Origin of the sequence: Bacillus sp. AFS023182 (assembly GCF_002560575.1) — a bacterium.
Taxonomy (GTDB): Bacteria; Bacillota; Bacilli; order Bacillales; family Bacillaceae_G; genus Bacillus_A; species Bacillus_A arachidis.
In genome coordinates this window covers 65,514-90,736 of sequence record NZ_NTRO01000025.1, presented here as the reverse complement: position 1 = coordinate 90,736, position 25,223 = coordinate 65,514, and the positions used below count along the sequence as shown (strand labels likewise).

Below are 25,223 nucleotides of genomic sequence, written 5' to 3'. Positions count from 1 at the left end.
ACCTAAATGGGATAATACCAGAGGCTTACTTTTTTTTAATTAGATAGTTTCTCCATGATCTAAACAAAGTAGATTAGCTTTAGCTGATGGCTCTTCAATAGATTGATTAGCAACACCAACAGATAAAATCCCCGTAAAAATCATTACAGTTAAAATTAGTTTTTTCATTATTTTTATGCTCCCTTCTCTAAATCTTTTTTGTCAGCATCTAGGGCAATGTGAAAGAATCTACTGGCTTTTTCATAATTGTTTAGGTCATAGAATTTGTTTCCGAGAATTGAAGCATATTCTTTTACATGACCCCATAGGTTTTCCTTCTTGAAATAATATATTCCCGTCATAATAACTTTCTCTAGTTCCCCAATCTCTGCCCCCTTATTGAGTTCTCTTAAGATAGCGAAATGGCACTTATATTCTTTAAGTTTTGTAAGGTTATATCCTACCTCAATTAGATCTGCAGCAAGAAAATTTTCTCCTAACTTATAATATTCCCTAGCTAATAAGAACATAGTTCTAGGGTTATTTTTTAAAGAATCCTTTAAATATTTAATCGCTAACTCTGAAAGGTTTTGATCAGCATATAATAATCCTAAATTATGTTTCACTTTACCTATTAGTTGTTCTTCGCCATATTTTTCAAATATTCTAAGAGCCGAAATGAAATTTTCCTCCGCAATTTCAAACAGTCTAAGTTTTGTACAAGCAAGTCCTATGGTATTTTGACAGGAAGCAACTTTCATTTCATATCCTGTATGTTTCGAAAATACCTCTTTTGCCTTATTAGCATATTTTGCAGCCAACAACGGGTTTAAGGATTGATAATGGAATACTGCAAACATGTAATCAAATTCAGCCTTTTCTAATTCATCTGGAATCGTTGCTAAGAGTTTTTCAGCCTTCTCATATTGTTCTTTTGCTTCATTATGATTTCCAACCGAAATTGCATAAATAGCTTTGAAGAAATGATAATAATATTTCAAAAATGTTTCGGTTTGCTCTGGAAATGGAGCAATCTTTTCTAGACAGTCTTTAGAACCATCTGTATCACAAACCAGTAAATTATATCTAAAGTTAAGTAGAGAATAATAGATAGAGATATTAGAGTCTTCCTCCATACTATGAATATTTCTATCAATCTCTTCCTTTAAGTGCTTAGCTTTTATTATATGTTGAGAAATAATTGCATTATACCAACCGCTTAATAATGTTATTATTTCTTCTTTTGCTATTATATGTGTATCCATAATATTCCTCATCCTATTATAGTAATATCATCATAAAAAACAAATTTTCCGACATCTAACTTTCCATAGTCGAAACAATGGCAGAACATGTCCAATCCCTTGCTTATGCAGCCATTATGTGCTGAGTCCATCAATACGGATAAGAGCTATATTTCTCGCTTACTTAATTTTCGCTGCATCAAACGCTTTTTGAACTGCTTGAACTTCAGCTGAGTTAGCCCCATATTTATTTGTTGCAACTCGAATGCAACCCGCTCTCAATTCAGAGAAATCAGAAGTCATGTTTAATTCATCAGTGTTTGCATAATGGAAGATATCAAACATTTTATCCTCGCCAATACCTTTTACAATTACACCGTTATGAGTGCCACCTTTTGCAATTAAATACGCAACTTTATTAATAATACTAGAGTTGAAATGAACGCCACCATTATCCCATCCATTAAAATCGTTAAATTCACTATAATCATCTGGATAAGGTACTCCAGCTGAAGATTTAATTGAAGATGGATTTGCCATATCACGGAACACCGCTCCCGTTTGCTCTCCCATTGTCCAGTTAAATGCTCCATTATTTACGTATTTCTCAATAGCTGTTCCCATAATATCAGATAACGCCTCGTTAATCGCACCAGATTCTCCGGAATATTCCAAATCGGATTCACTAGATGTAACCGCATGTGTAAATTCATGTCCCGCTACGTCAAACGCCTTTACAATAGGATCTCCGTATACAAGCATGCTACCATTATTATAACTTGCTGCATTCTGCCAATTTTTCGGATCATTTGTATCTGCAGAATCCCAAGCATGTATAACTGATACTACTTTTTGTCCCTTATTATCAAAACTATTACGCTTATATTTATCCTTATAAAAATCATATACTTTTGTTGCTAAGTAATGAGCGCTTACCGCCTTTGGATCATTAAATGTTGTTGAAGTGCTAGTTGCTAGAGTACCAGGATAATATCTTTCTTCTTTAGTAATATCCCTATAATTTACATCATACGTTTCAATTCCTTGCCCTCTAGTGTAATCAGCAAGCGCATATTTTCCATTACTTTGTTTAGAGATACCAAATGTACGAGAGATACCTAAATCATCTTTTCCTGTTCCAGTTAATGATGTAAGATTGCTTTTTCTACTTTCCTTTAAGGCCCCAACAAGCTTTTCACTAGCTTTTAAGTTAGATTCCTGCACCATATTTTTCAACATATCCCCATTATGTGCATTCACTAAATATGTTCCAGATACATATTTTGGTGTTGCAGCAGCAAATGTAACTTGGTATGCATTGCTGGCTTGTCCATTATTTTCATCAACAAAAATAACTTCCTTTACTTCTGGTTCAGAAATAAAATTGATATCATTCCCGTATTTCGTATAAATATATTGTTTCGCTTCTTCTTGTGATAGATTAATAGGCTTCTTTAAATCTTCTTGCTTTAAATTTTGCGCGCTATCCCCTGAAACACTTTTAAGAACACCCTTTTTATCTACGTGTGCAGTCAATTGATGGCCATATACTTCTTTTCCTTCGTATGTTTGTTGCATACGCACAAGTGTCGTCCCATCATAAGAAGCTCGCTTTTGAAGAACCTTATAATCTACTCCTGTTTCTCCATTCACTTGTTTTGGAGACAACGCTTGCTCTGTTTTCTCTTTAAGAGCATCTTTTACTACATTCTCTGGCTCCTTTTGTGATGGTTGTGTAAGTTCACCTGTACGAAACGAATCCTCTTGAATTTGAACTTGTAGTTGATCTGTTTCCTCTGCATGACCTACTCCATATGGTGCTACGGCAGTTAAAGCTAATCCTGTTGTTAACGCGACTGTAGCTAATGTTTTTTTATTCTTCATCATATTCACCTCGTATAATTTTCTGAAATATTGAACTTGTAAAAAAAGTATACTGTCTATTCTTGTCAAAAAAAAGAGAAAACGCAGAATTTATGTAACATTATGCAAAATTTCATATTTTAATGTTGATAATTAGTTATTTACATTCAATTATTCTAGAAAAAATTAATGTTTATATGGATCTAACTAATCCTTATTTAAGAACAAACATTAAAAACTTCATTTTGAAAAAATTTGATCAAAATGAAGCTATGTCTTCAAAATAAGTATGTGATTTTGATAATAAAGTTTAAATAGAAATAAAACCTCAGCATGGATTGAATTTGTTTTCAAATTCTGTTTTAGCAATTTTAATATATTTATTAACAAACTCTGTTTGTACTTCCATGTTTCTGTCTTGGTCATATTCATACGTATCTATTAAACTCCTTTTTAATTTAAAGCAAAAGTAATACAAGAAATAGATACTATTCATAGTTTATACAAACAAAAACGAAGTCTTGTGGAGGACTTCGTTTTTTACAGTGCATAATGAATTACAGGAATTATTAACACTTTTATATTATTCAACAATTCTGAATGCGGTTCTTTTCGTTTAAAAACTATGCTACAAATCCGAAATATTCTCTTTTTGATGTAGTTGGAAATTCTCTTATTTTCGTTAGTTTGATAGCACTAGGAATATACCCTATTAATGTTCAAATGGTAGATCAGACATAACCTTCTCTTCTTCCTCTTCATGACTTTCACCACATAATGCCACTGTTGGTATAATTAATCCCGTTGCCAATGCAAACGTTATTATTTCTTCTTTACTTTGCATGTTTTCACCTCGCATAATTTATATAGTACCATATTAAGATTGAATATTTTATATGTCGCATCAAAATAATAGTGAAATGCATTTTCTATAAAATTTTAATGAACAGTCTATTGCTTGTTATTTACGACAGGTGATGTGTGTCATTGATGAACTAGAAGAGTTTTTCAAAAAAGAAGCAACCGTGTTTACTGACGTTTGTTTCTGTTACATTCGTGCTCAAATGGTAAATTAAAATCAGCTATACAATTTCCTTTTTGTGGTATTTTTCATATTGTTCCATAACTAATAAAACTAATTCTGCTGTTAACAAAACATTATATACAAATTTCCCCTATTTATGTTTTTCACCACACTTGATTTCTCGATTTACCAATCTTAAATACATTATAATTGTCTAATAGTGTCGAAAAAAAGAGGAATTGAAATTTATATTTTTTAATATTCAGAATTCAGACATTAACGCTAATGCTCCATCTACGATTTTTAAAGCTTCCATTACCCATTCCCATATTATGCGTAACAACACATACCTATCAAGTTAACATGATAGGTTTCCACAAAAACGATACAAATAAGAAACTGTTAAAACCTCAGCGCGGTGCTACCTTATTAAAGTGTTCTATTTCATGGTTATTGTGTAATTTCTATGTAACAAAGAAAAAAGCACCCTATTTGGATGCTTATCGTATGAATATCTATTGAGATCAAAGCTTATTCATAAATTACATACAAGCAAAAAGATATGTACTACGACGTACTATAACCTTTTATGTCTTCAAGTGAAATTAATGAGTGAATCTACCGCCAAGCTGTTGTTCAGCCATAGCTACTAAACGTTTTGTAATCTCACCACCAACTGAACCATTTGCACGAGATGTTGTGTCTGGACCAAGCTGTACGCCAAATTCTTGTGCAATCTCATACTTCATTTGATTAATTGCGTTCTCAGCACCTTGAATCACTACATTATTATTTCTGTTATTTTTATTTGCCATATGTATCACCTCCTACGTTTTTAACATGCTACGAATCACGGAAAAATATTTATTCCTTTTTATGGTAATTGATATTTAAAAGTTTCCGTTCATGTTCAATCAGAAAACCAAAAGAACTTGTAGCAATCACTACAAGTTCTTTTTAAGGTAAGGTGATAAAAAGGGAACACAAACTATCTTAACAGGCATATTAGAAAAACATAGGGATGATGCTTGATAGGTTTATTATATAACAAATATTAACATTTGGAGACTGTATTTTTGAAAATTATGTGAATTAAGAAAATCTAACCATTTATTTCCTTTTTATTCTGTTTAAAGACCCACTATAGTTAAATGATTTTTCCATATATCCCTTGTATATTAATTGATCTTAAGATGTAAAATATCCATTAATAACTACATTGTATGTAAATTCAAACCACAGAAGGAGCTATATATCATGGATAAAAAAGATTTACGAAATCATCAAATCAACAACATGCCTTTAGATGCACTGAATACTCCGAGTAAGGATCAAGAACAAATGCAAGAATCAGATCAAAGGCTTTCTAACAGAAATGAAGATAGACTCATCAAAAGACAAAACAACAAGCTTTAGTTAAGAACGAATAGGGAATTTTGTTGCATAAAAAACTACCTTTATTACCGCTATACAGCTGCATCTATTTTATTTTTTACTTCGAGAAGGTATTATATCTATAAATCTAGAAGGTAAAACAACATACTTTTTTTCCTGGAGTGATTCTGTATGAAAATACTAGAACACGAAACGTAACAACCGTATATCTCAATTAGAGGCCCTCCTCCTCTGTTTATTCACTTTATTTTTCTTATAATAAACAGGAGGATCGAACATGAAAAATGATAAATTATTTTTAACACTTTTAGAAAATGCAAATACGAGCTTTAGTGGATGGGATTTCTCTTTTATTACAGAAACTGGTCGCATGAAAAGTGAATTACTTTCTTGGTCATATGGCAGCATGGCCTTTCAGCTTATACAAAACGCTCATGCTATGCTTGATATGGGAACAGGTGGCGGTGAATTTTTATCCCTGTTAAGACCTTTCCCTTCAACTATTTATGCGACTGAAGGTTATACACCCAATATCCCTATAGCAAAAAAGAAATTAGAACCTTTAGGTATAAAAGTAGTAAAAGTAACGGATGACAACACCTTACCGTTTGATGATAGGCAATTCGATTTAATTTTAAATCAACATGAATCATACTCTGCTTCTGAAGTAAAAAGAATCCTTTCTCCAGATGGCATCTTCCTTACGCAGCAAGTAGGTGGCTTAGATTGTGCGGAAATCAATGAAACACTCGGCGTACCACTCAATCTAGAATTTACAAATTGGCAGTTAGAAACAGCTCTAGAGGAAATACAACAAAGTGGTTATAAAGTTTTACAATATAAAGAAGAATTTCCCGTTCAAAGATTTTATGATATCGGTGCTTTCGTCTATTATTTAAAAGCCATTCCTTGGCAAGTACCTAACTTCAAAACTGAAACATATATAAATGAGCTATACAAAATACACCAAATTATTCTACAAAAAGGGTATTTCGATGTGAAACAACATCGTTTTATGATTAAAGCTCAAAATCTTTAATCAGTGGACGTTTCTTCTTGTTAAATGAATCAGGCTGTTACTGCGGGCTAATTCGAAAAGAGACCTAAAAGGTATGCCTCATTACCTTTTAGGTCTCTTTTTTGAATACATTATTATTCTATCCTTAAAAATCATTTTACTGCGGTTTATTCGGCTGTTCTACAGGAACTGGATTTCCACCCACTCGTTTCGCTTTCAATTCAAAATAGGCATCTAAAACTTCTCTTCCAATTTTAGAATTAATCCCTGATTTATCATCGTTTACCCATGGTACAACTACAGAAAATGCAACTTCCGGTTCCGCGTCATAAGGGGCATAGCCAGCTAAGGTTAAATTATAACATTTTTTTCTATCTCCATTTTCGTCTTTACCTGTATCGCTATCACCACCATATATCGCTTCTGCTGTTCCTGTTTTTCCAGCAGGCTTATAAGGAAGATTTTGAAAGTGGGCTACACCAGTTCCGTCAGTTTCTTGAAATACCTTTCTAAATCCCTCTTTCACTTGATTTATATACGAAATATCCATATCTACACGATTTAAAATGACTGGTTCCATTGATTGAACAACCTTACCAATATCCTCTGCTTTATCTGGTTGCTCTCTAATCTCTTGTACAATTTGTGGTTTCATACGATAACCACCATTCGCAATCGTTGAAATATATTGCACAAGCTGAAGCGGTGTATACGTATCATATTGACCGATTGAATAATCAAGTAAGAATCCCGGTGTATTATCTTTTCTTCCCCGTTGTCCCGCAGTCTCATTGGGTAACTCAATCCCCGTTGGAACGCCTAAACCAAATTGCCCAAAATGATAGCGCATTTTATCAAATACTTCTTGTTTTATATTTAACGGACTATTCGGTACATAATCAATTCCAGCAATCTTTAAAGCGGTATGAAACATATATACGTTAGAAGATACTTGTAAAGCTCTTACATCATCAACATCACCAAAATCTTTCCATGATCTCTTTTCTTTTGTTGTTCCTTTAAATGTCATCGGCGCATCGAAAAAATGAGTAAATGGCTTAATAGCACCCGTTTGATAACCCGTTAGTAAAGTTGCTCCCTTTACTGTTGAACCTAATTCATAAGAGCTCGTCATTGTACCAAGTGCAAAATCTTCTACTTGCATATTTCCATCTTTATTTACTAGTTTTTTTCCTGAAATTGATAACAGCTGTCCATTTTTAGGGTTCATCATTACCACAAAGGCCCGATCAAGCAACGGTTCTATGCCTTTGAATGCCATTAAATTTCTTTCAATGCTTTCCTCAACTTGCTTTTGTAATTCCATATCAATCGTTAACATTAAATTATTGCCACTTTTTCCTTTTTTAATTTGTTCGGTTCGAAGTATCTTTCCCTCCTTATCTGTAATGTTTTTTGATTGCGCTTTCGTACCATGTAACGCATCTTCATATTGCTTTTCAATATAACTCTTTCCAACACGATCATTACGGTTATACTCTCGAACTAAATAATAGTCTAGTTGTTCCTTTGGAAGTCCTTCATCAGCGCTTGAAACGTTACCAAGTATAGAACGAAGTATCTTATCATATGGATATATACGTTCCCAATCTACAGTTGTATCTACACCTGGAAGATCCGCTAACTTTTCACTAACCACGGCATATTCGTCTTGTTTTACATCCTTCTTAATAATTTGAGGAATCATTTTATAACCAGCGCTCATTTTACTTTTAATTGCTAATACTTCTATATCTTGGACAGTCAGTTCCTTTAATTCCTCCGCTGTAATCCGCTCACGTCTCAATTCTTCCATCTTTTTATCTAATTCTTTTCCCTCTATTTTTTTTGCTCTTAGTTTCTTTTCATCCTCCTTTGTCACCTTTTCTGCTGCACGCTTCTTATGTAATTGCATCCAAAAATCTTTCTTATCTACCTCTGTTAATTTATCCATAGCTTCCTGCGGCATTTCAATGATTTTCGCAAGTAGTTTTGCCGTATTTAACATTTCTTCTGAATTAACGCCTGTCATTTTTGTATATGTAATAGTCCGTAATGGTTTATTATCAACAATCGAATGGCCTTCTCGGTCAAAAATTTTACCACGCGGAACAGGAGTACTAACCGTTAGATCCTCCTTCTTTTCCACCTTATTTGTATACGTCTTGCCATCTATAATTTGGACCTTACCTAATTGAATAATAACAGTTGAAAACATAAGAAATACAAAGAAAAACAGCACATTTAACCGAAAAGGAATGTGGTTTTTCTTTTTCCGTTTCGTTTTCTCTTTCTTCTTTTCCATTATGCTCTCCTCTCTCTATAGTTTAAAGTCCCTTTCCCTCACACAATTCGCAAAATAAGTAACCAAAAACAAAACCATACATACTCATCCTGATATAAAAATTTTCTCTATTAATAATATTAAAGCACATAGATAATATAATTTATAGTATTTTATGGAAAATTAAGAAAATTTAAACTCGAGAAAACCGAGATAAATACCTCTTATCTCGGTTCTCCTACACCATTTAAAATTGATCTACAAACTGCCCAATCTTCTGCTGAAATACATAATCAAAATGATTCTCTTGCCCCGTTAATTCTTCATTTACTAAAATTGTTGTTGCCCCTACTTCTCTTTTTGCAATTTGCGGGAATGATGCAACCGGCTGCACTTTTAACGACGTTCCCATCACTAGTAATACATCCGTTTCATATAAACGCTGCATTGCATTTTGATATTGCGGTAATGTATCACCGTATAAAACGACATCTGGATTTAAGATAAAATTACATATTTCACATCGTGGCAGTTCATGATCTATCATATATTGCAAATCATATTTCGTTTTACATTTTGGACAGTGAGCTGTTTGGAGTGTGCCATGTAAATCAATAACGTGCTTACTACCACCTAATTGATGTAAACCATCGATATTTTGTGTTAATACTGTGATATCTTTTCCTTTTCTTTCTAAATCAGCTAAAAATTCATGCCCTCGGTTCGGTTTATATTGATGAAACGTATTAATTTGAAATATTTCTTTATAATGTTTCCAAAAGTCTTTTGGGTTACGGTTATAATACCCTCTCGATAAGTACATTTCTACTTTTGCATCTGCATATAAACCATTCGCTGATCGAAAATCCGGAATACCACTTTCAGTACTCGCACCAGCACCCGTTAATACCGTAATCTTATTTGCTTTTTCTATAATAGAACGTACTTCTTCATATTGCTGCATGACTCTCACCTCTATGTATACTTCTTCCTATTATTATAACATTTGTCCATAGTAGACGTTGCATTTTTGCTTAGTGTGTTGCCCCGCCGCATTCTACAATATCTGTTTCTACCTCTAATGCGACCTGTATTAACAATTCAATTCCTTTTGTAATAACAGGCAGTGACATACTTGATTGCCCAGGATGATTACTTGCTTGCTTTGGCAAAAATGGAATATGTATAAAACCACCTCGGATCCTATTTCCATTCTTACCTAACATATGCATAAGTCCATAAAAGAGATGATTACAAACAAATGTACCTGCAGTTTGCGAAACAGAAGCTGGTATTCCTTCTTCACGAAGTTTCTTTACAATCACTTTCATTGGAAGCGTAGACCAATATGCGACTGGTCCTTCTTCTATAATAGGTACATCAACCGGCTGATTCCCCTCATTATCAGGAATCCTTGCATCATCAACATTAATTGCAATTCGTTCCACTGTAATATCTGGGCGTCCTCCTGCTTGTCCTATACATATAACAAGCTCTGGTTCTATTTCCTCCATATAAGTCTGTAACACTTGTAGTGATTTATGAAACACAGTGGGGACTTTTTTACTAATAATCTTGTAATCTCCCATCACTTGGCCATCTAGTTCCTTTGCAACTTCCCAGGCAGGATTCATTTCTTCTCCACCAAAAGGCTCAAACCCTGTTAACAATACTGTCTTCATCATCCCCACTCCCTTCTAAAACCTGTACACAAGTCCATACATGATGAACATATTAATCACAAAAATAGTAATTGCAATTGGTGCTTGAGCCTTTATTACCGCGTTTTTATCTTTTAATTCTAATAGCATCGCTGGTACAATATTAAAGTTTGCTGCCATCGGCGTTATCAATGTACCACAGTACCCTGCAAACATTCCAAGCGCAGCCATGATCGCTGGGTTACCTCCATGCATTTGAACGATAAGCGGTAGACCAATTCCTCCTGTAATAACAGCAAATGCGGCAAAGGCATTCCCCATTACAACTGTAAACAACATCATCCCTAAACAATATGCCATAACAGCGACAAATGGATATTCTGTCGGCAATACTTGTCCTACTAAATCTGAGACAACTTGACCCACACCAGATTTTGCAAAAATACCACCAAGCGCTGCTAACATTTGTGGTAAAATAACGGCCCATCCGACAGCTTGTAATAATCTGCTTCCCTCTTGTACAGGGGCTGTTATTTTTGCCTTTGTGATTCCCATTGCCGCTACGAAAGCAAGCAATGCCCCAAGAGCTAATGCGATTAATGTGACCTTCTCAGGATCAACGAGAAATACATTTCCAAACTTTAGCTTTCCTAACGTTAACGTACCAATGATTGTAAAAATGGGAATTAAAATAGCGGGCATAAAAATTTTATTTCTCAATTTTTCTGCATGTTTCACTCGCTCTTCTGTAGGTGCTTCTTTTTCATTGGACTTCGTTACTTTATTTAATGATGCTAAAACGACCATTGCTAATACAATACAACCGATATAAAATGACGGAATCATATTCCCAAATAAAAATGTAATAGAAAATAATGCCCAAAATAAACTAGAACCAAGGCGATTTGGATGCTGACGATCAAAAGCAATACGAATCGCGACAAAGGCAACAATAATACCTAATAAATAATAGATTGTATCAAGTGTAATAATATTCATCTTATATCGCCTCCTTTTGTTTGCTTTCTTCTTTTTTCATCGTTTTTTCAATATACTTATCGAATCGTTTAAAACGAATCCAACTGACAATAAAAGCTGAGATTGCCGTAGGAATTCCCCAAAGCGCCATATCCCACACACCAACATGCATTCCTACCGAATCAAAAAATCCCTTCATTAATAGAATTGCTCCTGTTGCGATAAAAATATCTTCCCCAAAAAACCATGCTGTATTTTCAGCTGCCGCTGCATTCGCTTTAATCTTTTCTTTCAGTTTTTCTGGAAGTTTTCCGTAACGCCCTTGTGCTGCCCCTTCTGCCATTGGTGCAACTAATGGTCTTACTGTTTGAGCATGCCCACCAATATTAAGTCCTACTGCAGCTGATCCTTCGCGAATTGCAAAATATGACATGAGTACTCTTCCTGTTGTAGCTCCTTTAGATTTCGTTATTAATGCTTCTGCTCTTTCTTTTAGTCCATATCTTTCTAGTATCCCAATGACAGGGAGTGTTAATAAAATTGGCATCGACATATATCTGTTTTCTATGAAAAACTTTCCAAACATACTAATCACATCATAAAAACTCATCCCTGAAATCATACCCGTTGCAATTCCTGCAACCATTACAACTAATAACGTATTAAGACGAAATAAAAATCCAACAGCTACAAGCAATATTCCAATTAATTTCAGCATTTATGTATCTCCCCCTTATTCTACTTTGGTGCACAAATAGAAATATCGTTTAATCGAAATGTTCTGTATATTTTTTCTACAAATTGAACTGCGTGCTCACCATCACCATGTATGCAAATTGTTTGCGCATCAATATTGATTATCTTTCCACCGACTGTTTTTACATTTCCTTCCTTAACCATCTGCACTACTTGTTCAATTGCTATATCTTCATTTTTTATAATTGCATTTTCTTCTGTTCGGCTTGTTAATGTTCCATCTAATTGATACGTACGATCGGCAAACGCCTCTTGCACAAGCCTCAGTTCATATTTTTCGGCTGCTTGTATAAATTTACTATTTGCTAATCCATACAGGAATAACTCTGGATTTATTTGATAGATTGCTTTTGCAATCGCATCCCCAATTTCTTGATCAGTAGCTGCCATATTATAAAGTGCACCGTGTGGTTTTACATGATGCATCCTCCCTCCTGCCGCTCTTATAAATCCATCTAATGCTCCGATTTGATATAAAACATAATCATATACTTCATCTGGAGAAACGCGCATCATCCTTCTCCCAAACCCAATTAAATCTGGAAAACCTGGATGCGCACCTATTTCCACATTATTTCTTAGCGATTTTTCAACAGTCTGACGCATAACAGTTGGATCACCAGCATGAAAACCACATGCAATATTTACTGACGAAACAAACGGAAGAATTTTATCGTCGTTTCCTATTTGATATGCACCAAATCCTTCTCCTAAATCACAATTCAAATCAATCGTAACCATGTTCTATTTCCCCCCTACTTTAAGCTTGTAAAGCGATAAATTTCTTTAATAAATTCATATTTTGTTCTTGCTCTATGTAAAGTTCTGTCGCTTCTGTTATAGAAGTCTTTGCAAACGTAGCATAATCACCTGGTTTCAATTGTGCAAGGATAGGTAAATCAACTGATATGACATTACCAATTCGCGGATATCCACCTGTCGTTTGTCTATCTGCCATTAAGATAATTGGATTGCCACCAGGCGGCACCTGAATTGTTCCAAAGGTAACTGCACTTGATAAAATCTCAGATTGTTCTATTCTTTTTAGTTCTTCACCTTCAAACCGATATCCCATACGATCAGCATAATTAGATACTTTATATTCTTTTGTAAAAAACGCATCTAAACTCTCATTCTTAAATTGATCCCATTCAAAATCTGGAATGACACGAATAATTGGGCTACGACTATATTTAGGTAAAACATGACTACATATCCCCCAACTTGTTGCCATTCTTTCTTCATCCATCAAGTTCTTTATCAAGCAAGTAGCAAATTTTGACGGTGTACCAATTTGAAAAAGATCTCCCTTTTTCAATGCCCGTCCTTCCATTCCACCTATACTCGCTCTTACATATGTACTTTTACTTCCCATACTACTTGCAACATCAATTCCACCTGCAAAGGTCACATATGTTCTACACCCAAATTGCACCTTCCCGAAACAAAGCATGCTCCCTTCTTTCGCCAGAACTGGTCGCCATAATGGAATTGGCTCCCCGTTTAACAGAGGCTCCGTATTCGCACCACCAATTGCCAGCAATGTTGTTTTCTTTATAAGTAGTTTCGGTCCCATCATTGTAATTTCTAATCCAGCTTCATTCTCTTCATTTCCTACTAACATATTTATCATTCTTAATGCTGCCTGGTCCATAGCACCGCCAACAGGTACACCATATTGTTGATAATGATATCTTCCTAAATCTTGAACCGTTGTAAACATCCCCGCATGTAAAATCTCAACATTCATTTCTTAGCTCCCTCCATAACCAGAAACTCTTCCTCTGTTATTGGGATAAAACGTAAATACATTCCGCTTTGGACATATGTAGGCTTTTCTTCATCTGGCTGAAACAATGCAATAGGTGTCCGGCCAATAATATTCCAGCCACCTGGTGTTTCTAATGGATATATTCCTGTTTGACTTCCGCCAATTCCAACTGAACCAGGTGCTATTTGTAAACGCGGTGTTTGTTTTCTAGGTGTTTCGAGCTCTTTGGGCATCCCACCTAAATACGGGAAACCTGGTGTAAACCCTAACATATAAACAAAATACGTCGCTTCACTATGAAGACGAATTACATCACTTGCACATAACTCATGGTATGCTGCAACTTCTTCTAAATCAGGTCCATATTTACCGCCGTAGCAAACTGGAATTGAAATACAATCATATTGTTTTTGCGTTTTATTTTGAGTATGACTAAGCAATCGATTTACGTATTCACATACAAAATCATAAGGCACTATCTTTCCTTCATTTTTCTCCCATAATTTACATACATCATAGTATACTGTTAAAGAAGTAAATGAAGGTACACACTCAATCATTCCATGAAAAGGATTTTGCTTTAATAGACTGCATAAATTTTGCACATTTTCATATATACCCAAATCAATTTTTTCTCCAAATGTAACAACAACTGCTTGATCCCCTAGTGCTGAAAATTTCATCATATCCCTTCCTTTTCACCCATCCAGCCAAGTTCTTTCGAAATTTGATGCGCCGTTTCTTTCACTTTTTTAATAAAGGTTGGAATTGTCGATTCATTATACTCAATTTCTAATCCTGAAATACTAATACCAGCTATTACATGACCATCGCTTGCAAAAATAGGTGCTGCAATGGCAGCTGTATGGTTCTCAAGTTCCGAATAACTTATCGTATACCCTTCTCTTTTTGCCTTACGTAACTGGTTTTGTAACTCTTCTTTATCCACTATCGTTCCATCCGCAAATCGTTGTAATTGTACTTTCTCTACATACCGCATTTGATCGGCTTCTCCAAAATACGAAAGCAAAATACGCGGACATGCTCCTGCATATAAAGGTGCTCGTCTTCCAATCTCTGTGTATACTCTTACTGGTTGATCTCCATCCATTTTTTCAATATAAATTGCCTCATTATCATCTTGAATAATTAAATTGACAGCTTGACCAAGAGAATCTCTAAGCATTTTCATATATGGTTTTGCAATATTTCGTACCGATAATCGCTTCGAAACAAGCTGACCAAATCCTAAAAATATTAATCCCAGTCTATAGGCTCCCTTTGTTGTCTTTTGTAAAAAACCCATTTCTTCAAGTGAACCAATTAAACGGTATACAGATGTTTTAGGCATCCCCGTGTGATGAACCATTTCCGTTAACGTTAACTCTTCATGTTCATAAAATAGTTCTAAAATATCCATCGTCTTTACAGCTGTTTTATTTATACTCATCCTAGCTCCCCTAAGTTCCGTAATTCGGAACAACAATTCCGTTTTTCGAAACAAATATATAATTTAAAATTATAAAATATTCTTTCTTTTTAGACAATATTTTTCTAAAATAAAAAAAGCATTGAAATGAACATTCAATGCTTTTTAACACATATATCAAAACCTTATCTTTAATGCAACGCTCTTACTTGTTGCAACGGCCAAAATACTACTTCACCTTTTCCGACAATTTGATCTTCAGAAACAAATCCAAACATGCGGCTATCTTTTGAAACTTGACGATTATCTCCCAGGACAAATACTTGTCCTTCTGGAACTTTTTCTTTTCCAGTTTTTTGCTCTAACGTGAAATCAGGAGTTAGCTTCCCTTTACCTACCTGTTCCTTATACTCTGCTAGATATGGTTCATCTACCGCTTTTCCATTCACATATAATACGTCGTTTTTATACTCAATCGTATCCCCTGGTAAGCCAATTACTCGCTTCACTAAATCATATCCTTCTTTTCCATGAAACACGATAATATCAAAGCGATTTAAACCTTGTATATTATAACCAATTTTATTGACAAGGACACGCTCATTATTTTCTAAAGTAGGCATCATAGACTCACCTTGTACGAGAGAAGGAGTAAATAAAATACCACGTACAATTAAAGCGATTCCTATTGTAATTCCTATTGTTTTAATCCATGAAATAATTTCTTTTTTCTTGCTTTTCTCCATCTTTTCCCCTCTTCTCTAGCATTATAATGATTTTGTCAATCCCACTAGATCTTGTACAGATTTTTGATTTATTTCAGCAAAACAAGATTTACCTTCTCGGACTGCAGTACCAATATGCGCTTCTGAAATTCCTGTTTCATTCAATACTCGTTGTATATTTTCCTTTGTCACACCACTTCCAGCAATGAGCTGTACATCACCTTGACTTACTCTTTGCATTTCATGGAGTACAGGAATATTTTCCACTATGCCTCCTTGTCCACCAGAAGTTAAAATATGAGTGATCTTTTCAAAATTACGCAATGTTTGAACTGCACCAACAAGATCAGCCATTTCATCTATTGCACGATGAAATGTGACATTCATTCCATCTACAACAGATAATAAATCAGCTAATTTTTCTTCATCAATTTGATTTTGTTCATTCAATACACCTAATACAACACCGGCTGCACCAAGTTCTTGCGCGACTCGAATATCTTCTTTCATCATTTTGATTTCTTCTGCTGTATATATAAATGACTTAGCATGAGGACGAATCATAACATGAATAGGTATGTTTACAGCTTTCACCGCTTTTTTTATAAAAGCATAACTTGGTGTTAATCCACCTTCTGTGTATGCTGAAATGAGTTCAATTCGATTTCCACCAGCTTTTTCAATTTGCTTCACATCTTCTAAACAAGTTGCAATAACCTCTAGCATGAAACTTACCTCTTTTCGTACTTTTTCCACATTATTATACCGTAGTATAAATCCGAAACATAGGTTTCTCATATAAAACTTGAAAAAAGCAAAGAAAATGAAAGATTTTTCAAACTCCTGTAAAGTTTAGAAAAACAAGTTCATTAACCTAAAGTTGCGTACTTGAGAAACAACTGAATTCTCCTTCTTTATTTCCATAATTACTATATTTCTGTTATTCTTTTAATATATTTCTAAATTTTGTCACAAACAATACAAGGAGGCTCATTATACGATGAATATGAAAGCTACAACATTGACAGCAACAACTATTGCAACCGCTTCTCTTTTACCATCCACTACTGAAGCAGATACGCAAACAACAGCTGTACAACCAAAGAGCAACGCAGGAATCGGATACGTAAAACTTGATAACGTTCAACTCTATCAAGAAAGCACAACAAATAGTGATTCCCTCGGAAGTATTTCATATAACACACCTGTGATTATTCTCGAAACTACACGTAACTGGTATAAAGTAAACTCCCAAAACAAAATTGGCTACATCCAAAAGTCCAATTTATCTTTGAAAAAGCTACATCCACAACAAACCCAACACATCGTAACTGCAGACGCCTTAAATGTTCGTTCAAAACCAAGTATACAATCATCCATTATTGACGTATTACCAAACGGAGCATTTATCTCTGTCCAAGAAACACATCACGACTGGTATCTCATCTCTCACAATGGACAAAAAGGATACGTAAAAAAAGAATTTGTATCCAATCGTTCACACTCATTCGTTAACGGGATTACAATACAAAACAATGCTTACTACGTTGCAACACCTAACTTAAAAGTACGCAGCAGTGCAGGGACAAACACTGCTGTTATTGGCTCTTTACAAAACGGAACGCAACTTCAAGTCGTTGATACTGTAGGTACATGGTATAAAATTCGTTTTGGCTCTGGATATGGGTATGTTGCAAAACATTATGTATTACAAAATAAACCGCAAGAGAAATCTACATCACCTTCCATACCTGCTGTTTTTAAATTTCCAACACAAGGACAAGTTAGCTCACCATTTGAAGTGAGATGGGGACAAATGCATTATGGTGTTGACTTTGTGGCAACTGGAGATATTTCTATCCATGCTGCAGCTGCTGGGAAAGTTATCAAATCCTACTATTCTAGTAGCTATGGTAATGTTGTATTTGTCACTCATTACATAAAAGGAAAATTATATACGACTGTTTATGCACATATGAAAAACAGATTTGTACAAGCCGGAGATCGCGTTCAAGTTGGTCAAGAGTTAGGGCAGATGGGGAGCACTGGACATTCAACAGGACAACATCTTCACTTTGAATTACATAATGGGGAATGGAATTTCGAGAAAACAAATGCCGTTGATCCACTTCCTTACTTAGTACGGTAACATCTTATGCTACGTAATATTCCGTTACTTATTGAGTATCTAGCTTTCTTCGGTCTAATCTGTTGTTTTGTTATTTATGATACAAATATATATTTTTTAAGCATACTCATCTTATTTGTATGCTGTGAAATATTGCGAGAATTATATAAAATACGATTAAAAAAACACATTTCTCATCTATTTACATCACTCATTATTATCGTTTGTTTAATCACTAATTTTATGATGGATGGTCTATTTCTATCGAGTATGTTCCCTGTATTTTTTATAAGCGTTCTTCTTATTGTATCACAATATATCTACGTGCCTGAACATCACAAAAAAGAAGATAGAGAAGAAAAAATTGTATAGTCTTTTCTGACATATACGTCCATACAAAAAAACCACTCTTGAAATAACAATTCAAAAGTGGTTTTTTCTGCACAAAACACTTTGTTTTTATAACTCCATACGGTTTAAAATATCTTTTAATGTTTTTAACTCTTCGATTGTCAATGTGATACCTTTTCCCATTTTATCATGTTCCGGTGCCCAATCACGCAAATCATACTTTGGCTCTTTGCCGTTCCAGCTAATTAGATTGAGTTCTTTGTTCCAGCCTTTAGGTGACTGTGATATAACTCCAAAAGTTTCTTTAATATCAAATTTGATTTCTGCCACTGTTTTTCCCCCTTTCACATATATATTCCTTTATCTTCTCTCCTACATTCTCTCATATGTTATATCGATAGCGCTAATTTTCCGCACGTCGATCATTGAACACCTTTCATTGTTCATCCCCTACAATAAAAAGAACTTTGGTGCATACCAAAGTTCTTTTTATCATTATCTTTTATCAAGTTTCGCTGCAATTCTATTTCCAATAAATTGTACAGATTGAACGAGAATCACAAGCATAAGTACTGTAACAACCATAACATCTGTTTGGAAACGATAATAACCGAAACGAATCGCTAAGTCACCGACACCACCACCGCCGACAACACCTGCCATAGCTGAGTAGGAAATAAAGCTTACTGTTAAAACTGTTAAGCTTAATACAAGACCTGAACGCGCCTCAACAAGCAGTACTTTCCAAACAATTTGCAGTGGCGACGCTCCCATTGCCTCAGCAGCTTCAATTACCCCTTTTGGAACTTCGCGCAGCGCTTGCTCTACAAGTCTTGCAAAATAAGGAATGGCTGCTACTGATAAAGGAATCGTTGCAGCGATTGGACCAATTGTAGTTCCTAATAAGGTTCTTGTAAATGGTACAAGAGCTACTAACAAAATGATAAATGGAAATGAGCGAATAATATTTACGATGCCGTTTAATGTACGATGGACAATATTTTGTTCCAAAATTTGTCCTTTGCTAGTAAAATATAAAATTACACCTAAAGGAATTCCTAAAATAATTGCCGCTCCAACTGAAAGTCCAACCATTAAAAATGTTTGCAAAAGCGATGTCCAAATTTCTGGAAGCAGTGGAATAACATTATTGAACATGTGCAATGCCTCTCTCTCCTTCAACACCTAATAGAAGTTTTGCGATTTCTGTTGTTGGTTTTAGATGTTGGTCACGTAAATGGAAGGATTCAACAACTTCTCCTTCTTCCATCACTGCTACTTTATTACAAATTTGTTTAATGACATTCATTTCATGCGTTACAATTACGATTGTAACCCCTAGCTCTTTATTTATCTTTTGTAAAAATTGCAAAATAGATCGTGTCGTTTTCGGATCGAGTGCCGATGTCGGCTCGTCACAAAGTAATACTTTGGGATCATTTGCTAATGCACGTGCAATCGCAACACGTTGTTTTTGCCCACCGCTTAGTTGTGAAGGAAAATGATATGCTTTATCGCTTAAGCCAACAATTTCTAAGCATTCTCGCACTCGTTTTTCTTTTTCTTCTTTTGAAACTGACTTCAATTCTAACGGCAAAGCAATATTATCCGATACATTTTTATTATGAAGAAGATGAAAGTGTTGAAAAATCATACCAATCGACTGTCTTGCCGTTCGTAAATCTTTCTTCGATAACTTTGTTAAATCTTCTCCATTTACAATCACCACACCTGAATCCGGCTTTTCTAGTAAATTCATTGTACGTAATAACGTAGACTTTCCTGCACCGCTCAATCCAGCAATTCCGAATATATCATGTTCTTCAATTTGTAAAGAGACTGATTTTACACCATGAAATAAACCTTCTTTCGTCTGGAACGTTTTATTGATATCGCGTAACGTTATCATTTTCATTCACTCCTTTTCATTTGATTTAAAAACATCGTCTGCTATTAGCGAGAGTGTTACATCATCCATTGGCGGATTGTGTAAACCAGCTCGAACATTTAAATAATAACGGTGTAGTGGATTTTTTTCAGATAAGCTTTTCGCTCCAACAATTCGCATTGCTTTATCTACAACCGATATGGCTACATTCGTCGCAATATATTTTGCAGCTGCTAATTCGGCTTGCAAAGATTGTTTATCTTCTGCCTCATCATATTTTTTTGCAACTTGATATAAAAACGTGCGTGCCTGCATAAGTTCTAGCTCTAATTCACCTACTAATCTTCTAATATTCGGCAGTAAACTGATTGGATGATTTAAACTATTCGGTTGATATGACTTGGCAAAATCAATCGCATAATTTCTTGCAGCCTGCGCAATCCCTAAATAACATGCTGGTATATGCAGTAACCATCCAATTCCTTTTGGTTTCACCTGTGCACCTTTTACATCTGTAAAAAATTTATTTTGGATTTCAACATTCTGTAATACAAGATCATGGCTAGCCGTTCCACGCATCGCAACACTATCCCATGTCTCCTCTATATAGACACCTTTTTCGTGCCTTGGAATCACAAATTCTCCTATCTCTTCTCGTCCTTCAATACTCGCTGAGATGATGAAATAATCAAGTACAGGTGCCATCGTTGTAAAAGTCTTTCTGCCGTTTATAACCCATTTATCACCTTTTTTCACAGCTAATGTTTCTGGTTTCCCGCCCCTTGTTGGACTCCCTGTCTTCGGTTCTGTTGCTGCTCGGTTAAAAAGAGCACCTTTTTTTACTTCTTCACAAAACCAAGAAAACATATCAGGTTGCCATGAGCGATTTTCAGCAAGTTCTTTCACAATTCCAAGGTGCCAACCAATTGATAAAGCGGTTGCTCCATCTCCCTCTGCAATTTTTTCTTGAAATAAAACAAAATCATACAATGAAATGGCCTTTCCACCGACATCTTTTGGTAATGTTAGCTTCGTATAACCAATATTTTGTAAATCTTTAATATTTTCAAAAGGAAAAGATCCGAGTTCACTCAGTTGATGTTCCCTTTCTGCAAATCGCGGAATGAATTCTTTTATTTTCTCCAATACGAGAACTTGTTCTTCTGTTTCTATAAATGATAATGTCATATCAAGATCTCCTTTACTTTAAGTAATCAGGGAGCACAAACCCCTCAAATTGTTCTTCAGATTGAATCATCTTTTTAAACTCTGGTGAATGATATGCTTCAATTAAATCTTTCACAAATGGTTTTTCTTTATCTTCATCGCGAACAGTAACAATAATTCTATGTTGTGATGGTGTTTTTTCTAATTCCAGCGCTTCTTTTAACTTATGTCCAGATGAAATAACAAGGTTTCCGTTAATAATACCGTAATCTAAATCTTTCATAGCTCTTGGAATTTGTGGTGATTCAAGCGGTACCAATTTGAAATCTTTCTTTTTAAACGTTATATCTTTTTCAGAGATTGTTAAAATATTTACATTGTCTTTTAATTTCACCCAGCCAATCTCTTCTAAAATACGTAATGCACGTTCTAAATTAACTGGATCATTTGGTACCCCAATCTTCATTCCATCCTTCAAACCATCTAATGACTTATGTTTTTCAGAGTATACACCTTGAGGTGCTGATGGAACCTGAATAACGTTCGAAATTTTCGCATTATTTTCTTTTGCGTACGATTCCATAAAAGCAGTACTTTGAAATATATTTGCATCAATATCCTTATTTGTTAGGGCTGGATTTGTTTCGTTTGGTGAATTAAACTCAACAATTTTAATTTTATAGCCCTTTTTCTCTAAATATGGTTGAACTGCCTTTTTCACTTGATCACTGTATGGTCCTGGGGTAAACCCTAAACGAATTTCTTTTTGGTCACCTGCAGATGATTTTGCGCAACCAGAAATTACAAATAAACTGCATACGATGCTTACTAGTGTAAAAAATAAACGCTTCATCTTTTCTCTCCTCCTACTAAAAAAACAACCTTACATATAAGAAGGTTGTCATTTCTTTTCCTTCTTATCTACTCGGAATTAGCACCTTTTTATCACATGATATGTTGCTGAAGTTTCATTGGGCCGTTCCCTCCACTTCTCTCGATAAGATTATATTTGATTATGCATTTTATTGTGTCACTATTCCGATAAAAATACAAGGTTTTTATCGGAATTTTTTTCTATAATTTGTAAAGTTATAGAAAAAAAGACAGACTCAGCAGAACTATTCTACCTTTGTCTATCCTTTTTCTTACTTTCTTAATCACCTTTCAAAGTACGTATAGGTAACGATGCAACATACCCAATATAAGAGCACAATTCTTTAAAAAAGAACGGAATTTCTGTATCTAATGTTTTATATGCTGATGTGGGAGTCGGCGATGCGTATGCATCCATCCCAATATGCTTCGCTATTCTCATCGCTCGCTTCATATGAAGAGGATCGCTTACGATTGTATAAGTATGTAAGCCATTGTCAATTCCAACTTGCTTAGCATTCTTCAAATTATCTTCTGTAAAACGCGACTGTGTTTCAATTAATATATCTTCATCCTTTACGTCATGCTTTAATGCATACGCTTTCGCAGTCCGTGCTTCTTCCAGCTCTGATTCAAATTTAGTACCACCTGTAAAAATAATCTTCTTAATACTTCCATTTTTATACAAGGAGATTGCATGATTGATTCGTTCGCGGAATACAGGAGACGGTTTTCCATTCCAAGAAGCCGCTCCTAGTACAACAGCAGCATCTGTAGGTACCTCATCTGTTTTAAAGCGATTACTCCAAATATCGTAAGCTGCATAACTAATAAATAGAATTATAGAACTAATCATAAGCAAGAACACTTGCAAAACTCGTCTTTTCTTACTTTTCTTATTTTGTTTCATTTGTACTAGCCTCCGCGCATCATCCATACTTCTATTAATTTAAAATGACCTTTTTCGAATCATTAAATTTGAGTTTATTTAAAAGAAGGAACTTTTCTAAACAATCAATTCGTATTATAAAGGATTTTCATTCAAATAGAGGATTTTTAATTTACTATTATTTGTGGTTCATACTATATGAGTTTGATTTATGTACGAATTTCCTCATACAACTCCATTGTAACGAATTTTTTCACGGAAGGGAATGATGAAACAAAAGTATATAAAAGAAGTAATCATTTTGTAAGAAAAAAAGGTATATTTTCCTCTCTTAAGAGCATATACCTCTTCCGTTTCACTTTACAATCCAATATTTCATATGTTGTTCCTCAAGTACACATGTAAAGCCTATCTTTTCTAACACTCTACTCGACGCGACATTACTCGTTAAACAATCTGCCTTAATCGTTTGCACTTCTTCATTCTGCTCCAGCCACTTAACGAAGGACTTTGCCATTTCAGTCGCATAGCCTTTCCCTTGATATTCTGGTACAATGCTATATCCAATCTCTACTGTACCAGTTGAATCAGGAGCACCTTTACAACCCATATCACCAATAATAACATTATCTTCCTTATGAATAATAAGTCCGCTCCATTTACTTTGTTTCGGGCTTTTTCGTAAACTTTCAGCAATCCACGGCAAAATATCTTTATAATCTGGCATTGGCCATTCTAAAGATATTTTATACGATATGATTTCCTGTAGCTCTTCTCTCCCTTTTATCATTGCCTCGACAAGTTCTAATGTAAAGGGGATCATCTTGAGTCTCTTTGTTTCTAAATTTGTCATAGTTGCCTCCTATTTATACATGTCCATTTTGTGTAGTAATCGATCTTTCACGATTGGCCACTCGCTTGCAATGATGCTATATACTACCGCATCTCTTACATAACCGCTTGGTAATCTTCTCTCATTTCGTAATATCCCTTCTTTTACTGCGCCTAGTCGTTCAATCGCTCGTTGTGCTTTTTCATTTCGCAAGTCTGTTTTTATTTGCACACGCAGCATGTGTAATTCTTCAAACGCATATTGCAATAACATGTACTTACATTCCGTATTCACACTTGTTCGTTGTACACTCGGATGATACCATGTTTGGCCAAGTTCAACCGTTTTGTTATCATTTGAAATACTATACAAACGTGTACTGCCTACAACTTCATTCGTTTTTTGATCTATAACAACAAATGGTAAATCCGTTCCCTTCTCATATCGTTTTACTGCCGTTTCAACATACCGATCCATATCTTGATAACTTTCCATTTTAGCTATTAAATACGTCCAAACTTCTTTATTCCCTTCCACAATTGCAAATAATTTTTCTACATCATTTGCATCCATTAATCGCAACATCGCTCTTTTGTTTACTATTTCCATAAACACATCCCCTTTTCTATGTATCTAGCTATATTATAGTTTGCCACATAACACATATCAAAATATTCGAAATTTCATTTTCTATCGATTAAAATCTAATAATACGAAAAAAAGACTCACTTTAATAACATAAGTGTGTCTTTTCATCTCTTACAGTAAAACATATGCAATTGGCCCACTAATCACCAATGTTAAAATCGTTCTTTCAATATACAAAATTAATAAGTTCTGAAATTTTTCATGGTATATCCATAGATAAAATACATGGGATAGACGTCGAAAAAAGCAAAACAAATGATACGGATACAACCGCAATCACAAACTTAGTTACAAGCGGCACACTAACGACAAGTAATGAA

28 protein-coding genes, 1 pseudogene and 1 riboswitch are annotated in these 25,223 nt (G+C 34.7%); of the genes and pseudogenes, 4 read left to right on the top strand and 25 right to left on the bottom strand.

The genetic code is table 11. The features are described from left to right. Nucleotides 1-39: 39 nt before the first annotated feature. From CN288_RS29605 to CN288_RS13865, 5 genes are all read right to left on the bottom strand, one after another. Nucleotides 40-168 (bottom strand): hypothetical protein, encoded by a 129-nt coding sequence (locus tag CN288_RS29605; RefSeq protein WP_255259976.1) that lies wholly within the window; start codon nt 166-168, stop codon nt 40-42. A 5-nt stretch (nt 169-173) separates the two neighbouring features. Beyond that, nucleotides 174-1,244, bottom strand: a complete 1,071-nt coding sequence (locus tag CN288_RS13880) for a Rap family tetratricopeptide repeat protein (protein ID WP_090690208.1) — start codon at nt 1,242-1,244, stop codon at nt 174-176. A gap of 159 nt (nt 1,245-1,403) precedes the next feature. Then, nucleotides 1,404-3,107 (bottom strand): M4 family metallopeptidase, encoded by a 1,704-nt coding sequence (locus CN288_RS13875; protein WP_090690211.1) that lies wholly within the window; start codon nt 3,105-3,107, stop codon nt 1,404-1,406. A 691-nt stretch (nt 3,108-3,798) separates the two neighbouring features. Next, nucleotides 3,799-3,930, bottom strand: coding sequence for a hypothetical protein (locus tag CN288_RS29600; protein ID WP_255259975.1), 132 nt, complete (start codon nt 3,928-3,930; stop codon nt 3,799-3,801). A 785-nt stretch (nt 3,931-4,715) separates the two neighbouring features. After that, the gene (locus tag CN288_RS13865) at nt 4,716-4,925 is read right to left on the bottom strand and encodes an alpha/beta-type small acid-soluble spore protein (RefSeq protein WP_026592462.1); all 210 of its coding nucleotides are present in this window, start codon (nt 4,923-4,925) and stop codon (nt 4,716-4,718) included. 442 nt (nt 4,926-5,367) lie between these two features. Here CN288_RS13865 and CN288_RS28785 point away from each other — a divergent pair, with 442 nt between their 5' ends. Together CN288_RS28785 and CN288_RS13860 are read left to right on the top strand one after the other, a co-directional pair. After that, entirely contained in the window at nt 5,368-5,526 is a 159-nt protein-coding gene (locus tag CN288_RS28785) for a hypothetical protein (protein ID WP_170833646.1), read from the top strand. A 256-nt stretch (nt 5,527-5,782) separates the two neighbouring features. Next, nucleotides 5,783-6,544: a class I SAM-dependent methyltransferase gene (locus CN288_RS13860; RefSeq protein WP_098302476.1), complete on the top strand. Its 762-nt coding sequence runs from the start codon at nt 5,783-5,785 to the stop codon at nt 6,542-6,544. 136 nt (nt 6,545-6,680) lie between these two features. On the opposite strand, the gene CN288_RS13855 is transcribed toward CN288_RS13860, so the two are convergent. The 11 genes from CN288_RS13855 to CN288_RS13805 all read right to left on the bottom strand — a co-directional run bounded on the left by CN288_RS13855 (nt 6,681) and on the right by CN288_RS13805 (nt 16,853). After that, nucleotides 6,681-8,828 (bottom strand): peptidoglycan D,D-transpeptidase FtsI family protein, encoded by a 2,148-nt coding sequence (locus CN288_RS13855; RefSeq protein WP_098302475.1) that lies wholly within the window; start codon nt 8,826-8,828, stop codon nt 6,681-6,683. A 226-nt stretch (nt 8,829-9,054) separates the two neighbouring features. Beyond that, a complete protein-coding gene (locus CN288_RS13850) occupies nt 9,055-9,771 on the bottom strand; it encodes an NAD-dependent protein deacylase (RefSeq protein ID WP_141527971.1) in 717 nt (238 codons plus the stop codon). A gap of 70 nt (nt 9,772-9,841) precedes the next feature. Further along, nucleotides 9,842-10,489, bottom strand: a complete 648-nt coding sequence (gene pcp, locus CN288_RS13845) for a pyroglutamyl-peptidase I (RefSeq protein ID WP_098302481.1) — start codon at nt 10,487-10,489, stop codon at nt 9,842-9,844. 15 nt (nt 10,490-10,504) lie between these two features. After that, entirely contained in the window at nt 10,505-11,467 is a 963-nt protein-coding gene (locus tag CN288_RS13840; protein WP_026592457.1) for a DUF979 domain-containing protein, read from the bottom strand. A 1-nt stretch (nt 11,468) separates the two neighbouring features. Next, nucleotides 11,469-12,164, bottom strand: a complete 696-nt coding sequence (locus tag CN288_RS13835; RefSeq protein ID WP_090690225.1) for a DUF969 domain-containing protein — start codon at nt 12,162-12,164, stop codon at nt 11,469-11,471. Nucleotides 12,165-12,184: 20 nt separating this feature from the next. Continuing rightward, the gene (gene pxpA, locus CN288_RS13830) at nt 12,185-12,943 is read right to left on the bottom strand and encodes a 5-oxoprolinase subunit PxpA (RefSeq protein ID WP_026592455.1); all 759 of its coding nucleotides are present in this window, start codon (nt 12,941-12,943) and stop codon (nt 12,185-12,187) included. A 19-nt stretch (nt 12,944-12,962) separates the two neighbouring features. After that, nucleotides 12,963-13,952 (bottom strand): biotin-dependent carboxyltransferase family protein, encoded by a 990-nt coding sequence (locus tag CN288_RS13825; protein ID WP_098302473.1) that lies wholly within the window; start codon nt 13,950-13,952, stop codon nt 12,963-12,965. Beyond that, complete coding sequence (gene pxpB, locus CN288_RS13820; RefSeq protein ID WP_098302472.1) at nt 13,949-14,656, bottom strand: 5-oxoprolinase subunit PxpB; 708 nt, start codon at nt 14,654-14,656, stop codon at nt 13,949-13,951. Before pxpB ends, CN288_RS13825 begins: the two co-directional genes overlap by 4 nt. Beyond that, nucleotides 14,656-15,423: an IclR family transcriptional regulator gene (locus tag CN288_RS13815; RefSeq protein WP_098302471.1), complete on the bottom strand. Its 768-nt coding sequence runs from the start codon at nt 15,421-15,423 to the stop codon at nt 14,656-14,658. Before CN288_RS13815 ends, pxpB begins: the two co-directional genes overlap by 1 nt. 170 nt (nt 15,424-15,593) lie before the next feature. Further along, entirely contained in the window at nt 15,594-16,148 is a 555-nt protein-coding gene (lepB, locus tag CN288_RS13810; protein WP_026592451.1) for a signal peptidase I, read from the bottom strand. Between the two features lie 21 nt (nt 16,149-16,169). Next, nucleotides 16,170-16,853, bottom strand: a complete 684-nt coding sequence (locus tag CN288_RS13805) for a copper homeostasis protein CutC (protein ID WP_098302470.1) — start codon at nt 16,851-16,853, stop codon at nt 16,170-16,172. A gap of 274 nt (nt 16,854-17,127) precedes the next feature. Between CN288_RS13805 and CN288_RS13800 the strand changes: the two genes are divergently transcribed. Beyond that, nucleotides 17,128-18,276, top strand: coding sequence for an SH3 domain-containing protein (locus CN288_RS13800; RefSeq protein WP_098302469.1), 1,149 nt, complete (start codon nt 17,128-17,130; stop codon nt 18,274-18,276). Nucleotides 18,277-18,282: 6 nt separating this feature from the next. Next, the gene (locus CN288_RS29595; RefSeq protein WP_081811049.1) at nt 18,283-18,627 is read left to right on the top strand and encodes a hypothetical protein; all 345 of its coding nucleotides are present in this window, start codon (nt 18,283-18,285) and stop codon (nt 18,625-18,627) included. Between the two features lie 87 nt (nt 18,628-18,714). Here CN288_RS29595 and CN288_RS13790 read toward each other — a convergent pair whose 3' ends face one another. The 9 genes and pseudogenes from CN288_RS13790 to CN288_RS13745 form a co-directional block, all read right to left on the bottom strand. Next, nucleotides 18,715-18,936, bottom strand: coding sequence for a YdbC family protein (locus CN288_RS13790; protein ID WP_026592448.1), 222 nt, complete (start codon nt 18,934-18,936; stop codon nt 18,715-18,717). Nucleotides 18,937-19,101: 165 nt separating this feature from the next. Continuing rightward, nucleotides 19,102-19,764, bottom strand: a complete 663-nt coding sequence (locus tag CN288_RS13785; protein ID WP_026592447.1) for a methionine ABC transporter permease — start codon at nt 19,762-19,764, stop codon at nt 19,102-19,104. Next, nucleotides 19,754-20,515 carry a methionine ABC transporter ATP-binding protein gene (locus CN288_RS13780; RefSeq protein WP_176527673.1) on the bottom strand — a complete coding sequence of 254 codons (762 nt, stop codon included), beginning with the start codon at nt 20,513-20,515 and terminating at the stop codon, nt 19,754-19,756. The genes CN288_RS13785 and CN288_RS13780 overlap by 11 nt, the downstream gene beginning before the upstream one ends. Before the next feature lie 6 nt (nt 20,516-20,521). Then, nucleotides 20,522-21,682, bottom strand: coding sequence for an acyl-CoA dehydrogenase family protein (locus tag CN288_RS13775; protein ID WP_098302467.1), 1,161 nt, complete (start codon nt 21,680-21,682; stop codon nt 20,522-20,524). Between the two features lie 13 nt (nt 21,683-21,695). Further along, complete coding sequence (locus tag CN288_RS13770; protein ID WP_098302466.1) at nt 21,696-22,514, bottom strand: MetQ/NlpA family ABC transporter substrate-binding protein; 819 nt, start codon at nt 22,512-22,514, stop codon at nt 21,696-21,698. 61 nt (nt 22,515-22,575) lie between these two features. After that, nucleotides 22,576-22,665, bottom strand: a riboswitch (SAM riboswitch). 149 nt (nt 22,666-22,814) lie between these two features. After that, complete coding sequence (locus CN288_RS13765) at nt 22,815-23,444, bottom strand: YdcF family protein (protein WP_026592444.1); 630 nt, start codon at nt 23,442-23,444, stop codon at nt 22,815-22,817. A gap of 334 nt (nt 23,445-23,778) precedes the next feature. After that, nucleotides 23,779-24,276 (bottom strand): GNAT family N-acetyltransferase, encoded by a 498-nt coding sequence (locus CN288_RS13755; protein WP_090690255.1) that lies wholly within the window; start codon nt 24,274-24,276, stop codon nt 23,779-23,781. A gap of 9 nt (nt 24,277-24,285) precedes the next feature. Next, entirely contained in the window at nt 24,286-24,864 is a 579-nt protein-coding gene (locus tag CN288_RS13750) for a GNAT family N-acetyltransferase (RefSeq protein WP_098302465.1), read from the bottom strand. 150 nt (nt 24,865-25,014) lie between these two features. Further along, nucleotides 25,015-25,222 (bottom strand): annotated as a pseudogene (locus tag CN288_RS13745) (YjiH family protein); the annotation flags it as partial. Between the last annotated feature and the right edge of the window lies 1 nt (nt 25,223).

Excerpts from the sequence above, each read along its gene's own strand:
- CN288_RS29605 (WP_255259976.1), bottom strand. The coding sequence starts at position 168 with ATGAAAAAACTAATTTTAACTGTAATGATTTTTACGGGGATTTTATCT.
- CN288_RS13880 (WP_090690208.1), bottom strand. The coding sequence starts at position 1,244 with ATGGATACACATATAATAGCAAAAGAAGAAATAATAACATTATTAAGC.
- CN288_RS13875 (WP_090690211.1), bottom strand. The coding sequence starts at position 3,107 with ATGAAGAATAAAAAAACATTAGCTACAGTCGCGTTAACAACAGGATTA.
- CN288_RS29600 (WP_255259975.1), bottom strand. The coding sequence starts at position 3,930 with ATGCAAAGTAAAGAAGAAATAATAACGTTTGCATTGGCAACGGGATTA.
- CN288_RS13865 (WP_026592462.1), bottom strand. The coding sequence starts at position 4,925 with ATGGCAAATAAAAATAACAGAAATAATAATGTAGTGATTCAAGGTGCT.
- CN288_RS28785 (WP_170833646.1), top strand. The coding sequence starts at position 5,368 with ATGGATAAAAAAGATTTACGAAATCATCAAATCAACAACATGCCTTTA.
- CN288_RS13860 (WP_098302476.1), top strand. The coding sequence starts at position 5,783 with ATGAAAAATGATAAATTATTTTTAACACTTTTAGAAAATGCAAATACG.
- CN288_RS13855 (WP_098302475.1), bottom strand. The coding sequence starts at position 8,828 with ATGGAAAAGAAGAAAGAGAAAACGAAACGGAAAAAGAAAAACCACATT.
- CN288_RS13850 (WP_141527971.1), bottom strand. The coding sequence starts at position 9,771 with ATGCAGCAATATGAAGAAGTACGTTCTATTATAGAAAAAGCAAATAAG.
- pcp (WP_098302481.1), bottom strand. The coding sequence starts at position 10,489 with ATGAAGACAGTATTGTTAACAGGGTTTGAGCCTTTTGGTGGAGAAGAA.
- CN288_RS13840 (WP_026592457.1), bottom strand. The coding sequence starts at position 11,467 with ATGAATATTATTACACTTGATACAATCTATTATTTATTAGGTATTATT.
- CN288_RS13835 (WP_090690225.1), bottom strand. The coding sequence starts at position 12,164 with ATGCTGAAATTAATTGGAATATTGCTTGTAGCTGTTGGATTTTTATTT.
- pxpA (WP_026592455.1), bottom strand. The coding sequence starts at position 12,943 with ATGGTTACGATTGATTTGAATTGTGATTTAGGAGAAGGATTTGGTGCA.
- CN288_RS13825 (WP_098302473.1), bottom strand. The coding sequence starts at position 13,952 with ATGAATGTTGAGATTTTACATGCGGGGATGTTTACAACGGTTCAAGAT.
- pxpB (WP_098302472.1), bottom strand. The coding sequence starts at position 14,656 with ATGAAATTTTCAGCACTAGGGGATCAAGCAGTTGTTGTTACATTTGGA.
- CN288_RS13815 (WP_098302471.1), bottom strand. The coding sequence starts at position 15,423 with ATGAGTATAAATAAAACAGCTGTAAAGACGATGGATATTTTAGAACTA.
- lepB (WP_026592451.1), bottom strand. The coding sequence starts at position 16,148 with ATGGAGAAAAGCAAGAAAAAAGAAATTATTTCATGGATTAAAACAATA.
- CN288_RS13805 (WP_098302470.1), bottom strand. The coding sequence starts at position 16,853 with ATGCTAGAGGTTATTGCAACTTGTTTAGAAGATGTGAAGCAAATTGAA.
- CN288_RS13800 (WP_098302469.1), top strand. The coding sequence starts at position 17,128 with ATGAATATGAAAGCTACAACATTGACAGCAACAACTATTGCAACCGCT.
- CN288_RS29595 (WP_081811049.1), top strand. The coding sequence starts at position 18,283 with ATGCTACGTAATATTCCGTTACTTATTGAGTATCTAGCTTTCTTCGGT.
- CN288_RS13785 (WP_026592447.1), bottom strand. The coding sequence starts at position 19,764 with ATGTTCAATAATGTTATTCCACTGCTTCCAGAAATTTGGACATCGCTT.
- CN288_RS13780 (WP_176527673.1), bottom strand. The coding sequence starts at position 20,515 with ATGATAACGTTACGCGATATCAATAAAACGTTCCAGACGAAAGAAGGT.
- CN288_RS13775 (WP_098302467.1), bottom strand. The coding sequence starts at position 21,682 with ATGACATTATCATTTATAGAAACAGAAGAACAAGTTCTCGTATTGGAG.
- CN288_RS13770 (WP_098302466.1), bottom strand. The coding sequence starts at position 22,514 with ATGAAGCGTTTATTTTTTACACTAGTAAGCATCGTATGCAGTTTATTT.
- CN288_RS13765 (WP_026592444.1), bottom strand. The coding sequence starts at position 23,444 with ATGAAACAAAATAAGAAAAGTAAGAAAAGACGAGTTTTGCAAGTGTTC.
- CN288_RS13755 (WP_090690255.1), bottom strand. The coding sequence starts at position 24,276 with ATGACAAATTTAGAAACAAAGAGACTCAAGATGATCCCCTTTACATTA.
- CN288_RS13750 (WP_098302465.1), bottom strand. The coding sequence starts at position 24,864 with ATGGAAATAGTAAACAAAAGAGCGATGTTGCGATTAATGGATGCAAAT.